Origin of the sequence: Aeromonas fluvialis (assembly GCF_000819885.1) — a bacterium.
GTDB classification, from domain to species: Bacteria; Pseudomonadota; Gammaproteobacteria; order Enterobacterales; family Aeromonadaceae; genus Aeromonas; species Aeromonas fluvialis.
This window is the reverse complement of record NZ_CDBO01000059.1, coordinates 105,327-118,556: the sequence shown is the minus strand read 5'-3', so window position 1 is coordinate 118,556 and position 13,230 is coordinate 105,327. Positions and strand designations below refer to the sequence as shown.

The 13,230-nt window shown below is 60.7% G+C and carries 11 protein-coding genes and 3 pseudogenes; 8 read left to right on the top strand and 6 right to left on the bottom strand.

The genetic code is table 11. The features are described 5' to 3' along the window. Positions 1 to 13: 13 nt before the first annotated feature. A complete protein-coding gene (locus BN1125_RS13435) occupies positions 14 to 910 on the bottom strand; it encodes a sensor domain-containing diguanylate cyclase (protein ID WP_042012835.1) in 897 nt (298 codons plus the stop codon). 569 nt (positions 911 to 1,479) lie between these two features. On the opposite strand from BN1125_RS13435, the pseudogene BN1125_RS13430 reads away from it, so the two are divergent. Next, positions 1,480 to 1,668: pseudogene (locus tag BN1125_RS13430) on the top strand (IS110 family transposase); the annotation flags it as partial. Between the two features lie 40 nt (positions 1,669 to 1,708). Beyond that, positions 1,709 to 1,810 (top strand): annotated as a pseudogene (locus BN1125_RS18660) (transposase); the annotation flags it as partial. A gap of 84 nt (positions 1,811 to 1,894) precedes the next feature. On the opposite strand, the gene BN1125_RS13425 reads toward BN1125_RS18660, so the two are convergent. After that, positions 1,895 to 2,461, bottom strand: a complete 567-nt coding sequence (locus BN1125_RS13425) for a cysteine hydrolase family protein (RefSeq protein WP_042012832.1) — start codon at positions 2,459 to 2,461, stop codon at positions 1,895 to 1,897. Positions 2,462 to 2,510: 49 nt separating this feature from the next. After that, positions 2,511 to 3,674 (bottom strand): FAD-dependent oxidoreductase, encoded by a 1,164-nt coding sequence (locus BN1125_RS13420; RefSeq protein ID WP_042012831.1) that lies wholly within the window; start codon positions 3,672 to 3,674, stop codon positions 2,511 to 2,513. Positions 3,675 to 3,937: 263 nt separating this feature from the next. On the opposite strand from BN1125_RS13420, the gene miaB reads away from it, so the two are divergent. From miaB to lnt, 5 genes are all read left to right on the top strand, one after another. Continuing rightward, positions 3,938 to 5,371 carry a tRNA (N6-isopentenyl adenosine(37)-C2)-methylthiotransferase MiaB gene (miaB, locus tag BN1125_RS13415; RefSeq protein ID WP_042012829.1) on the top strand — a complete coding sequence of 478 codons (1,434 nt, stop codon included), beginning with the start codon at positions 3,938 to 3,940 and terminating at the stop codon, positions 5,369 to 5,371. Between the two features lie 54 nt (positions 5,372 to 5,425). Beyond that, positions 5,426 to 6,499 (top strand): PhoH family protein, encoded by a 1,074-nt coding sequence (locus tag BN1125_RS13410; protein ID WP_042012827.1) that lies wholly within the window; start codon positions 5,426 to 5,428, stop codon positions 6,497 to 6,499. Then, positions 6,496 to 6,960, top strand: a complete 465-nt coding sequence (ybeY, locus tag BN1125_RS13405) for an rRNA maturation RNase YbeY (RefSeq protein WP_042012825.1) — start codon at positions 6,496 to 6,498, stop codon at positions 6,958 to 6,960. Before BN1125_RS13410 ends, ybeY begins: the two co-directional genes overlap by 4 nt. Positions 6,961 to 7,055: 95 nt before the next feature. Further along, positions 7,056 to 7,940: a CNNM family magnesium/cobalt transport protein CorC gene (gene corC / locus BN1125_RS13400; RefSeq protein ID WP_042012822.1), complete on the top strand. Its 885-nt coding sequence runs from the start codon at positions 7,056 to 7,058 to the stop codon at positions 7,938 to 7,940. A 148-nt stretch (positions 7,941 to 8,088) separates the two neighbouring features. Further along, positions 8,089 to 9,633: an apolipoprotein N-acyltransferase gene (lnt, locus tag BN1125_RS13395; RefSeq protein ID WP_042012820.1), complete on the top strand. Its 1,545-nt coding sequence runs from the start codon at positions 8,089 to 8,091 to the stop codon at positions 9,631 to 9,633. 73 nt (positions 9,634 to 9,706) lie between these two features. Here the strand turns inward: lnt and recJ are convergent, their stop codons facing one another. Both recJ and BN1125_RS19560 read right to left on the bottom strand, forming a co-directional pair. Then, on the bottom strand, positions 9,707 to 11,437 hold the full coding sequence (recJ, locus tag BN1125_RS13390; RefSeq protein WP_042012819.1) for a single-stranded-DNA-specific exonuclease RecJ: 1,731 nt from the start codon (positions 11,435 to 11,437) through the stop codon (positions 9,707 to 9,709). Beyond that, positions 11,400 to 11,593 (bottom strand): annotated as a pseudogene (locus BN1125_RS19560) (disulfide isomerase DsbC N-terminal domain-containing protein); the annotation flags it as partial. The gene recJ and the pseudogene BN1125_RS19560, both read right to left, overlap by 38 nt. 234 nt (positions 11,594 to 11,827) lie before the next feature. Here BN1125_RS19560 and mscL point away from each other — a divergent pair. Further along, the gene (gene mscL, locus BN1125_RS13385; RefSeq protein WP_042012818.1) at positions 11,828 to 12,235 is read left to right on the top strand and encodes a large-conductance mechanosensitive channel protein MscL; all 408 of its coding nucleotides are present in this window, start codon (positions 11,828 to 11,830) and stop codon (positions 12,233 to 12,235) included. A gap of 73 nt (positions 12,236 to 12,308) precedes the next feature. On the opposite strand, the gene xerD is transcribed toward mscL, so the two are convergent. Next, positions 12,309 to 13,208, bottom strand: a complete 900-nt coding sequence (xerD, locus tag BN1125_RS13380; protein ID WP_042012817.1) for a site-specific tyrosine recombinase XerD — start codon at positions 13,206 to 13,208, stop codon at positions 12,309 to 12,311. Positions 13,209 to 13,230 lie beyond the last annotated feature (22 nt).

Here is a 13,230-nt window from a genome sequence, read left to right as displayed (position 1 = left end):
GATTTAACGGCGCTTACAGATAGAGCGCCATGTCGGCGGCAGCCAACAGCTCATCCGCCGAAACCTGCTCCCGTTCCGGGATCAGGGTCGCAATGCCGATGCTGGCGCTGAATCGTGTATCCCCCACCTCCCCGATGCACAACTCATTGATCCCGAGGCGAATCATCTCTCCCATCCGCAAAGCGGACTCATTGTCGGTATTGCCGAGGACCACCGCAAATTCATCGCCCCCGAACCGGCTTGGCAGATCCGTTGGTCGCTGACAGCAGGCGCTGAGCAGCTGACCCACTTGCCGCAAGAGCTCATCACCCACCTGATGGCCGTAGTGATCGTTACACCCCTTGAAGTTATCCAGATCGAGCATGAGGAAGGAGATGGGAGTCCGCTCGCGCATGCTGCGGCACCACTCGTTTTGCAGAAAAGTGTTAAACAGGCGCCGGTTGGCCAAACCGGTCAACGGATCGTGCAGGGAAAGGTGGCTCACCTCCAGCTCCAGCAACTTGCGTTCCGTGATATTGAGATGGGTGATGGCATAAAAATCGCCACTGTCCCCCATCATCGGAGTAACACGCATCATAAACCAGCGCTGGATATCGGGACTGTGGCAGGCATACTCCAGAGAAAAGTGATCCTGCTCACCACACAATACCCGGCGGATCTCCGCTGCCGCCATCATCACCTGCGGCTCGGCGGCGTTGTCGCATGCACTCAGGTAATTGATCCCCAGCCAGTCATACCCTTTTGGCATGCCGTTTTGCTCGGCAAAGCGGTTCCAGGCGAGGTTGGTATAGTGGATCACGCCATCCCGATCAATCACCGCGATCTGCGCTTCTAGCGAGTTCAGCAAGGCTGCCAGATAATCTGGCCGTCCAGAGAAGTACAATGGTGAGCCCTGAAAGTCATCCGCCATGAGCATGCTCCTGAAAGAGAAATGGCAAGCCGTACATCGAGTAACCAATGAGCCAATCGTAGAGAAGTAACCCCCATCCACGACTTGGCTCAAGACCAGCCGCGACTTTGGCTGCTCGGCCGTCATGTGCTCTTCCGATTTTCGTTGCAGGGCAACCTGCGCTTCACCGACAAACAGAAAGCCCTGCTTCCCCTTGATTGACTCTGGGCCAATCAATGTTGTGGGTAGGCTGCGCCCGATTTGCTCTACCCTTTTATGCTGGCCGTCGTGCAGCAACGTAGCGTCCCGCTTGCAACGGGTCAGCCAACGATACGGGGCTAACGATCATGGTCACTGGCGCCCCCCCTGATGATGAAAGAGACTTGAAGCAGAGGGTGGTGGGTTAAGACCGTCAACACTTTTAGTGGTTAAACCCAGCCCCTAACGTGGCCCGCTGAACAGACTCGCACCCCGGATTGCTTCCTTCGAGAGCGCACGCTAAAACGGCCGTCGGCGACATTCTCCCTCAGGCTCATTCTGTTCTGCACCCTCCACCCTCTGTCTGTGAGTCTAGATCGACAGGAGGCACTATGGAACTGACTGCTCTGTTCAAGCGAGTTATCGGTCTCGATATTCATCAGGCCCAGATCACCGCTTGTGCTTTAATTGAGCAAACCGACGGCTCGGTGCATATCGAGCAGCATCAGTTTGGTGCGTTCAAGGCGGATCCCTGCGAACTGGCAAGTTGGGCTGCCTCGCTGCAACCCGATGAGGCTGTTTAGGCTGCGGTTCGACCTCGCGACACTGGTAAACCCCCGAAGCGGGGTGCTGTGGTCGCACTCTTACTTTGCTTGCAGTGCTGGCGGGGCCACTATCGAAACGCTCAAGGCGTATGTGGCCTCGCAGAACACACCCGATTAGCTCCCCTTTTATCACCGCCCGATTGGGCGAGGGTTTACGGGGCATCGGATAAAAACGGTGATCGGGTGCAACCTGTGCTGGGGCTCAGACCAGCTGGGACACCTTGATAATCTCGGCGATGCGACCCAGCATCAGCAGCGAGGTGCGATGCTCGGTAGCATCTGCGGCGGCGCAGGCATCCTCCAGAATGGTGATGGCATAGTCCCTGTCATGACCATCCCTCGCTGCCGCCTGAATGGCCCAGCTGGTGCTTACCCCGCACAGATAGAGGTGATCGATGTGATTGGCCCGCAGCGCAGGCTCCAGCGCAGTCCCGTAAAAGGGGCTGACCCTGGGCTTGGCCAGCACCAGATCACCGGGCTGGACGTCGAGGTCGGGGTGAAAGTCGGTGCCCGGGTCGCTAAGCGACAGCGCCCCGAACTGGTGGGCCCGACCAAACATGGGGGATCCCTTGGGCTGCAGCTGATAGCCGCCATCGAAGCCTACCTTGATCAGCACCACCAGCCAGCCGTGGGTTCGGGCATGGGCCAGCGCCTGATTGGCATGCGCGATGGCATCCTGCTCCAGCACATGGGCTGCGGAGGCAGCGATACGCCCGTCGGGATGGGCAATATCGTTGATAAAATCGATCACCAGCAGTGCCTTGTTCATCACCTTTGCTCCTTCGCGAATTCAGCCCGTGCTATCTGGTTTCTACCTGTCAAACCAGCCCCAGTGCATAGCGCAGCGCCATCTCCTTGAGCGGGCCCGCCTTGTCTGCCAGATTGAGGGCCAGATTACGGGCCAGTTTGAGCGGCCCGATGTCGTTGCTGAACGCACCGTAAAAGAGATCCATCCCCGACTGCATCAGCAGGTTGTCGGGGCGACGACGACGCTCATAACGCCCGGCCAACGCCAGCTGATGCCAGTCGGCACCAGCGCTGTGCAGCAGATCAACCCAGCAGGCCACATCCTTGAAGCCAAGATTGACCCCCTGCCCCGCCAGCGGATTGATGGTGTGGGCGGCATCACCGAGCAGCACCACCCGACCGGCGTGATAGTCGTTGGCGTGGCGACGCACCAGCGGGAAGCTCCCCTTGCCGGTGACGGTAAAATCACCAAGACGAGCCGGAAAGTGGCGGCGCACCTCGGCGGCCAGCGCCTCGTTGCTCATGGCAGCCAGTGCCCGAATGCGGGCCGGGCTGTCATACCACACCAGGGAGCCGTGCTGGCCTGGCAGCGGCAAGAAAGCGCGCGGGCCGCTCGGGGTGAACTGCTGCCAGGTGATATCCTCCTGGGCAAATGCGGTATCGATATTGATCAGCATGCAGTGCTGGCGGTACTCGAAGCGCGACACGCCAATACCGGCCAATGTGCGGGTGTGGGATTCGGCGCCGTCGCAGGCTAGCACCCAGCGGGCGGTCAGCTCGCTGCCATCGTTGAGAGTCAGCACAGCTTCATCTGCACTCTGGCGCAGGCTCATCACAGCCGCCGGGGTGTGGGTCTGGATGTTGGGGAAATCTTCCATCCGCTTGAGCAGGGCGAGCTGCACCAACCGGTTTTCGATGATGTAGCCAAGCTGGGGCAGGCCGAGATCGGCCGCGTTGAAGCGGGTGGCAAAACCGTCCAGCTCCCAGGTTTCCAGCCGACGATAGGGGCACAGCCGCATCTGCTGAATAGGTTGCCAGGCGCCAGCCTGCTCGAGCAGTGCCACCGAGGCCTGACTGATGGCGGAGACCCGCAGATCCAGCGGCTGCTCTGGCGCGAATTGCTCCGGCAGTCGGGTTTCGATAACCCGTACCGAGAGCCCCTGGGCCGCCAACAGGCAGGCGGTAGCTGCGCCCACCATGCCGGCGCCGATGATGGCGATATCACACTGTTCCATAAATGTATTCCTGAAAGGGTGCGTCCGGCGACTGCGTCCGAACGTGAACCGGATGGCTGCATGATAGCGCAAGGGGGCGGGATAAACAGTGAAGGGAATGGTGAATTGCTGCGTCAAATCAAGGAGAAAGACGATTTTTCCCGCTCATGGCGCATCCGCTGGCAACGGGGCCGAACTGGATATTCGCTAGGCAGTCTCACGATTGCGGAGTAAAATGCCCGGTCCTTTGACCATGCCAAATTCAAAACCAGTCAAGAGTAGCAATGAGCAAGAAACTTCACATTAAAACCTGGGGCTGCCAGATGAACGAGTATGACTCGTCCAAGATGGCCGACCTGCTGGATGCCAGCAATGGCTACATCCTTACCGAGGAGCCGGAAGAGGCAGATGTGCTGCTGCTCAACACCTGCTCCATCCGCGAAAAGGCACAGGAGAAGGTGTTCCACCAGTTGGGCCGCTGGAAAAAGCTCAAGGCAAACAAGCCCGGTCTGGTGATCGGCGTGGGTGGTTGCGTAGCCTCCCAGGAGGGCGATGCCATTCGCAGCCGAGCCCCCTATGTGGATATCGTGTTCGGCCCACAGACCCTGCACCGCCTGCCGGTGATGATCAAGCAGGTTCAGGAGGGACGTGGCGCCCAGGTGGATGTCAGCTTCCCCGAGATCGAGAAGTTTGACCGCCTGCCCGAACCACGTGCCGAAGGGGCGACCGCCTTTGTCTCCATCATGGAAGGGTGCTCCAAATACTGTACTTACTGCGTGGTGCCCTACACCCGCGGTGAAGAGGTGAGCCGTCCGCTCGACGACGTGCTCTATGAAATCGCCCAGCTCGCCCAGCAGGGCGTGCGCGAAGTGAACCTGCTCGGTCAGAACGTCAACGCCTACCGTGGCCCGACCTTTGATGACGGCATCTGCACCTTCGCCGAGCTGCTGCGTCTGGTGGCCGCCATCGACGGTATCGATCGCATTCGCTACACCACCAGCCACCCCATCGAGTTCACCGACGACATCATCGAAGTCTACAAGGACACCCCGGAAGTGGTCAGCTTCCTGCACCTGCCGGTGCAAAGTGGCTCCGACCGCATCCTGACCATGATGAAGCGCCCGCACACCATCCTGGAGTACAAATCCAAGATCCGTCGTCTGCGTGCCGCCCGTCCAGACATCACCATCAGTTCCGACTTCATCGTCGGCTTCCCGAACGAAACCGATGAGGATTTCGAGGCCACCATGCAGCTGATCGAGGATGTGGGTTTCGACATGAGCTTCAGCTTCATCTTCAGCCCGCGCCCCGGAACACCGGCCGCCGATATGCCCGATGATGTCGATATGGAGGTGAAAAAAGCCCGTCTGGCCCGTCTGCAACACGCCATCAACAACCATGTGATGCAGATTGGCCGCGCCATGCTGGGCACCACCCAGCGCATCCTGGTTGAGGGGCCCTCCAAACTCGATCCGATGCAACTGTGTGGCCGCACCGAGAACAACCGGGTGGTCAACTTTGAAGGTCCGCACACCCTGATCGGTGGCTTTGCCGATGTAGAGATCACCGAGGTGCGTCCCAACTCCCTGCGCGGCAAATTCATCCGCGGCGAGAGCGAGATGAAGCTGCGCATCGCCACCGCCCCGAGCGAGATCCTGGCCCGACGTCCCGACAATGTGCCGGACGAGCTGGGCGTGGCTGCTTTCACCCCCCATTAATCTCCCCCTCCCCATTCGCCAATCGGATGGGGAGCGCCTTGAGACGAGGATATTGTGAGCCGACACCTCTCGACCCTGAATCTGCATCTGGAGCCCGCCGATAACCAGCGCCTTGCCAGCCTGTGCGGCCCCTTCGATGACAACATCAAGCAGCTGGAGCGCCGCCTCGGCGTCGAGATCAGCTACCGTGACAGCCACTTCCAGCTGGTGGGCAAACCGGCCCAGCTGGATGTCGCCGCCGTCATCCTCAAGCACCTCTATGTGGACACCCAGCCCCTCAAGGGTGGCAAGGTGACCGACATCACTCCCGACATGGTGCATCTGGCCATTCAGGAGTCGCGGGTGCTGGAGCAGGATGAGGAACCGGCACCGAGCATCCCCTACGGCAAGGAGGTGACGGTCAAGACCAAGCGCGGTCTCATCAAGCCACGCAGCCCCAATCAGGCCCAGTACATCGCCAATATCGTGCGCCACGACATCTGCTTCGGCATAGGCCCCGCCGGTACCGGAAAGACCTATCTGGCTGTCGCAGCGGCGGTGGATGCCCTGGAGCGTCAGGAGATCCGCCGCATTCTGCTGACCCGCCCGGCGGTGGAAGCGGGCGAGAAACTGGGCTTCCTGCCCGGCGATCTCTCCCAGAAGGTGGACCCCTACCTGCGCCCGCTCTACGATGCCCTGTTCGAAATGCTGGGCTTTGAGCGGGTGGAGAAGCTGATGGAGCGCAACATCATCGAAGTCGCGCCGCTCGCCTATATGCGCGGCCGCACTCTCAACGATGCGTTCATCATTCTCGATGAAGCACAGAACACCACCACCGAACAGATGAAGATGTTCCTGACCCGCATCGGCTTCAACTCCAAGGCAGTGGTCACCGGCGACATCACTCAGGTAGACCTGCCGCGCAATGCCAAATCCGGCCTGCGCCACGCGCTGGAGGTGCTGCAAGGGGTCGATGGTCTGTCGTTCAACTTCTTCGAGTCCAAAGACGTGGTCCGCCATCCGGTGGTAGCCCGCATCGTGCAGGCTTACGAGGCGTTCGATGCCAAACAGGCGGCCGAAAAAGCAGCCCCCATTTTAGGGAAAGAGAGCATCGGCAAAGAGAGCACCAGCAAAGAGAGCGAGCAATGAGCGTGACCCTGGATCTGCAACTGGCCAGCGCCAGCACTGACGGCCTGCCCACCGAAGCCCAACTGCAAAGCTGGCTCGACGGCACCATTCTCGGCTTCCAGCAAGAGGCTGAAGTGACGGTGCGTATCGTCGACGAGGCGGAGAGCAACGAGCTCAACCTCACCTATCGCGGCAAGGACAAGCCCACCAACGTGCTCTCCTTCCCGTTCGAGGCACCGCCCGGTCTGGAGCTGCCGCTGCTCGGCGATCTGGTGATCTGCCGTCAGGTGGTGGAACGGGAAGCACAAGAGCAGGGCAAGCCCCTCATGGCCCACTGGGCCCACATGGTTGTGCATGGCAGTCTGCATCTGCTAGGTTATGACCATATCGAGGATGAGGAAGCCGAAGAGATGGAGCAGCTGGAACGCGATATCATGCAGGAACTCGGTTTTGCCGATCCTTATCTGAACGACGAAGAGTAAAATGCCGGACGGTCATCGACTTGAAACAGCAGATGGCCATCCTTATATAACCCGAACAATTTCAAGTGTGTTTAAGCGAGTAACCAAGAGAGAAAATGACCGACGATCACCCTAGTACCGGCTCGCCGAAGAAAACCTGGCTCGACAAACTCAGCCAACTCTTCCAGGGCGAGCCAAAAGACCGCAATGATTTGGTAGACGTGATAGCCGATGCCGAAGAGCGCGACCTCATCGATCAGGACACCAAGGACATGATCGAGGGGGTGCTGGAGATCGCCGATCTGCGCGTGCGCGATATCATGATCCCCCGCTCCCAGATGGTGACCATCGAGAAATCCCAACCGGTGAACGCGATCCTGCCGGTCATTATCGAGTCCGGTCACTCCCGCTTCCCGGTGATCAACGAAGACAAGGATCATGTGGAGGGCATACTGCTCGCCAAAGATCTGCTCCCCTTCGGGTTCGGCGGCCATCACGCCAGCGAGCCGCTGCAGCTCGAGAAAATCTTGCGCCCCACGGTGATCGTGCCAGAGAGCAAACGGGTCGATCGTCTGCTCAAGGAGTTCCGTGAAGAGCGCTACCACATGGCCATCGTGGTCGACGAGTTTGGTGGTGTCTCCGGTCTGGTGACCATCGAAGACATACTGGAACTGATCGTTGGCGAGATCGACGACGAGTTTGACGATATTGAGGATGAGCCGGACGAAATCCGCCGCCTCAGCAAGCGGGTCTTCTCCATCAGCGCCCTGACCGAGATCGAGGATTTCAACGACTTCTTCGGCACCCAGTTCAGCGATGAAGAGGTTGATACGGTGGGCGGTCTGGTGATGCATGCCTTCAGCCATCTGCCCAAAAAAGGCGAGGAGATCGAGCTGGATGGCTACCTGTTCAAGGTGATGCATGCCGACCGGCGTCGTCTGCAGCAGCTGCAGGTGAAGATCCCTGAGCATCACGCAGCGGCGCAATCCGAGCCGCAGTAAGCCAAAGCACTCGCTGCTTGAAACAACGCCCCGACCTCGGGGCGTTGTGCTCTCTGCCACCGGTATCGAGGCTCGCCGTTCCCCTTCTTACAGGTTAAGATACCGGCCATTCGACCCCGGTTGCCTACCAAGACGAGCACCATCGCCCGTGAAATCATCGCCCGTTACATCAAAAATCCTGTTGAGCCTCAGCGCACTGGCCTGTGGAGCCATCGCCGTGCTGGCCTTCTCCCCCTTCGGCTACTGGCCGCTGGTGATCCCCTCCCTGCTCGGCCTCTACGCCCTGCTGGACAAAGCCACACCAAAGCAGGCCGCCTGGCGCGGTTTTGGCTATGCCATGGGACTCTTTTTACCGGGCCTGTGGTGGATCCACGTCAGCATGACTGAATTTGGCGGCATCCCGCTGCCGATGGCCTTCGTGCTGCTGGCCGGGCTCTCCGCCTATCTGGCGCTCTACCCGACCCTCGCCTGCTGGGTTTTCGCCCGCTTCTTTGGTGGCCGGCACTGGAGCCGCTGGCTGCTTGCCTTCCCGGCCCTGTGGTTGGTCGCTGACTGGCTGCGCGGCTGGGTGATGACCGGCTTCCCCTGGCTCTGGTTTGGTTACAGCCAGATCGACGGGCCCCTCCGAGGCTTCGCCCCCATCCTCGGGGTACAGGGCATTACGCTCGCCCTGTTGTTCTGTGCCTCCGCCATCTGGCTAGTGTGGAAATCCCGCTCCCCGCTCTGGCTGGCGCTGCCCGCCCTGCTGGTTGCCGGAGCCCACGGTCTGATGCAGCTCAACTGGGTCACCCGTGGTGAGCCGGTCAAGGTGGCACTGGTGCAGGGCAATATCGCCCAGTCCCTCAAGTGGGATCCAGAGGCACTGGTACCGACAGTGCGGACCTATCAGGATCTCAGTCGCGAGAATCAGGATGCCGATATCATCGTCTGGCCTGAGTCAGCCATCCCGGCTATCGAGAAGGAGATGGGTCCCTATCTGGAGAATCTGGACAAGGCGATGAAGGTAAACAACACCGGTCTGCTGGCAGGGATCATTCACTATGATTTCGAGCAGCGACGCTTCTTCAATACCGTGCTCGGCATGGGGGTGCAGGATGCGGATGGCAAGGCCTCCTACTTCTACGGACACGCCAACCGCTACAACAAATACCACCTGCTGCCCATTGGCGAGTTCGTGCCGTTTGAAGATCTGCTGCGTCCCATCGCCCCCTTCTTCAACCTGCCAATGTCCTCCTTCAGCCGGGGCGATGAAGTACAGCCGAATCTGATCGCCAGGGGACTCAAGTTTGCCGCCGCCATCTGCTACGAGATCATCTTCCCTGAGGAGGTGCGCCGCAACGTCAATGCCGATACCGACTTCCTGCTGACCGTCTCCAACGACGCCTGGTTCGGCACCAGCATCGGCCCCTGGCAACACATGGAGATCGCCCGGATGCGCGCCCTCGAATTGGCTCGCCCGCTGCTGCGCGACACCAACACCGGCATCACCATCGTCACCGAGATCGATGGCAGCATCATCGGCCAGATCCCGCAGTTTGAAGCGGGTGTACTGCGCAGCGAGGTGCGTCCCGCCCACGGCGAAACCCCCTATATGCGCTTTGGCAGCTGGCCGCTCTACGGCCTGACAGCCCTGCTGCTGGGTCTGGCACTGGCGCTGCGCCCCAAGGCTCACCCCTGGGCCCGCGAGCACTGATCCCGCACAAATAAACACACCATAAAATATGAGGCGCCCTGTGGCGCCTCGTTGTTATCTTCTGTCCGACAAGCTAGAGGCTGGCCGCCTCCAGATGCTCTACCAGCAGCTGTACGCTGCGGTTGCCGCGCCACTCGTTGACGTCGAGCCTGTAGACCAGCCGCACCCGCTTGACCGAGGCATCGGGCCAACGCTTGAGATCGACGCCAAAGGCGATGGCATCCACCGCGTGACCAGAATCGGTTGTCAGCATCATCTTGAGGTGCTTATCCCCCACCAGCCGCTGCTGCACCAGCACGAATTCGCCGTCAAACAGCGGCTCGGGGAACGCCTGCCCCCAGGGGCCGGAGGCGCGAATCAGCTCCGCCAGTTCGAGGTTGAGCTCGTCCGGCAAGAGCTCGCCATCGGTGAGCAGCACCCCGGTCAAGAGCTCCGGCGTCACCAGCTCGCTGATCACCGCCTCAAAGGCCCGGCTGAAGGCCTCGATATTGGCCTTCGGCAGGGTCAGCCCCGCCGCCATGGCGTGGCCACCAAACTTGCCCATCAGGCCCGGATGGCGGGTGTCGAGCAACTCGAGGGCATCGCGCAGGTGTACCCCGGGAATGGAGCGACCCGAGCCCTTGAGCTCGGTGTCGCTGCTCTCGGCAAAGGCAATCACGGGTCTGTAGTACTTCTCCTTCACCTTGGAGGCCACCAGCCCCACTACCCCCTGATGCCACTCGTCCCGGTGCAGCACGATCCCCGACGGCACCTCGCCATCGCGAAACCGGATCTGCTCCAGGGTGGCGAGGGCCTCCTGTTGCATCCCCTGCTCGATCTCCTTGCGCTCCTGATTGAGGCTGTCCATCTCGGCCGCAAGCTGGCGCGCCAGATTGAGGTCATCGCTCAGCAGACAGGCGACCCCGAGGGACATGTCATCGAGCCGGCCCACCGCGTTGAGGCGAGGCCCCAGTGCAAAGCCGAGATCGGCGGCACACAGCCGGCGACCGTCGCGGCCCGATACGTCCACCAGCGCCTGGATGCCGGGACGGCAGCGACCGGCCCGGATCCGCTGCAGCCCCTGATGCACCAGGATGCGGTTGTTGCCATCCAGCGCCACCACGTCGGCCACGGTGCCGAGGGCCACCAGATCCAGATAATCCGCCACATTGGGGGCGCGAATGCCCTGGCGCTCGTACCAGCCCAATTGGCGCAGGTGAGTGTTGAGGGCCGCCATCAGATAGAAGGCCACCCCCACCCCGGCCAGGGACTTGGAGGGGAAGTCGCAACCATGCTGGTTGGGGTTCACTATCGCATCGGCATCAGGCAGCTCCTGGCCTGGCAAGTGGTGATCGGTAACCAGTACCCGCATCCCGGCCGCCTTGGCCGCCGCCACCCCGGCAATGCTGGAGATGCCGTTGTCCACCGTGATGAGGAACTCGGCGCCGCGGGCCACCGCCAACTCGACGATCTCCGGGGTGAGGCCATAGCCGAACTCGAAGCGGTTGGGCACCAGAAAATCGATGTGATGACCCCCCATGGCCCGCAGGGCCAACACGCACAGGGCCGAGCTGGTGGCGCCGTCGCAGTCGAAGTCGCCGACGATGAGGATGCGCTGCTGCGCCGTCAGGGCATCCGCCAGCAGGGGCACCGCCTGCTCCATGCCATAGAGGCGCTGGGGCGGCAACAGCTGGCTGGCGCTGCGTTCCAGCAGGGCGGGATCCTCTACGCCACGGCTGGCGAAGATTTGGCGAAGCAGCGGATGCAGGGTGGCAGGCAGATGGGAATCATCCACGCGCGGACGACGATGAATTTGCAGGGACATCAATATGATCCAGTCTCTTGAGCAGTTATTCTGGGCTCTGATAACCGCGCAGCAGGCCGCCATTTGGCAGGGCCCAGCGCGGTACACCTTGATCCCGAGCCACTGGCTCAGGCCGATATAGTGGGAGAGGATCTCACTACAGCGCGCCACTGGCAAATATTCACTGAATTGGGGCACCAGTTCTTCAATCCGTTATTCATGCGTTCAACCCTGAGGTACAACTCCCTTGGCACCAAAAAATCCGCGTTCCCCGATTGCCAAGGCGATGCAACCCCAGCAAGCTAGAGAGGACGACAGGAATAACGCAGCACCGCCTCCGTTTTCCTGATAAGAGTCAGCCCTTTGGCAAGGGCAACCAAGGCGCTATCTTGTTTAATTCCGGAGGAAATAATGAGTCTGATTCAAGAGTTCAAAGCGTTTGCCGCCCGTGGCAACGTGATCGACATGGCAGTGGGTATCATCATTGGTGCCGCCTTCGGCAAAATTGTCTCCTCTTTTGTCGGTGACGTGATCATGCCGCCCATCGGCCTGATCCTGGGCGGCGTGGACTTCAGCGACCTGGCGGTCACCCTGAAGGCCGCCGAGGGGACAGCACCCGCCGTGGTGATTGCCTACGGTAAATTCATCCAGACCATCATCGACTTTCTGATCATCTCCTTCGCCATCTTCATGGGGCTCAAGGCCATCAATACCCTCAAGAAGAAGCAGGAAGAAGCCGCAGCCCCGGCTGGTCCGACCAAGGATCAGGAGCTGCTGAGCGAGATCCGCGATCTGCTGAAATCCCAACAGGGGAAATAAGCGCCATCTCCTGTCGTGTAGAGATAAAAAAACCGCCTGCTGGCGGTTTTTTTGTTTTTGGGAGGACAGGCGCTCAGGCTCTGGGGTGGTGCTCACCGTGCAGCGCCTTGAGTCGCTCGTTGGCCACATGGGTGTAGATCTGGGTGGTGGAGAGATCCGTGTGGCCCAGCAGCATCTGCACCACCCGCAGGTCGGCGCCATGATTAAGCAGATGGGTGGCGAAGGCGTGGCGCAAGGTGTGAGGGGAGAGCTCGCCGCTGATCCCGGCCCGCAGTGCGTAGAGCTTGATGCGATGCCAGAAGGTCTGGCGGGTCATCATCTGGGCCCGTTTGGAGGGAAACACCACATCCGAGCTGGTGCCCCCCAGCAGCAGGGTACGGGCCTCGTGGTAGTAACGCTCCAGCCAGTGCATAGCCTCCTCGCCCATCGGCACCAACCGCTCCTTGTTGCCCTTGCCCACCACACGCACCAAACCCTGACGTAAACTGACATGCTCGGCGGTGAGCCCCACCAGCTCGGAAACCCGCAGCCCGGTAGCGTAGAGCAGCTCCAGCATCGCCTTGTCCCGCAGCTCCAGCGGGTCATCCACCAGCGGCGCACTCAGCAGAGCTTCCACTTCCGCTTCGCTTAAATCAGAGGGAAGTTTTTTCGGCAGCTTGGGCCCCTCCAGCAGCACGGTCGGATCGTCGCTGCGCAGCTTCTCGCGGTTGAGATACTGGTAAAAACGGCGCAGGGCCGACAGGAAGCGGGCGGTGCTGCTCGCCGCAAACTGGTGGTCAACCCGCCAGGCGAGGTAGTGCTGGATCTCGTCCATCCCTGCCAGCAGCAGCGAGCTCCCCTGCTCGTCGAGCCAGAAGGAAAACTTCTCCAGATCGCTGCGATAGGAGCTGACCGTGTTGTCAGACAATCCCCGCTCCAGCCAGAGGGCGTCGAGGAAGGGTTCGATCAGGGGATGGGAATCAGGCTTGCTCATGATGCGCCGCTGTCAGAGAAAA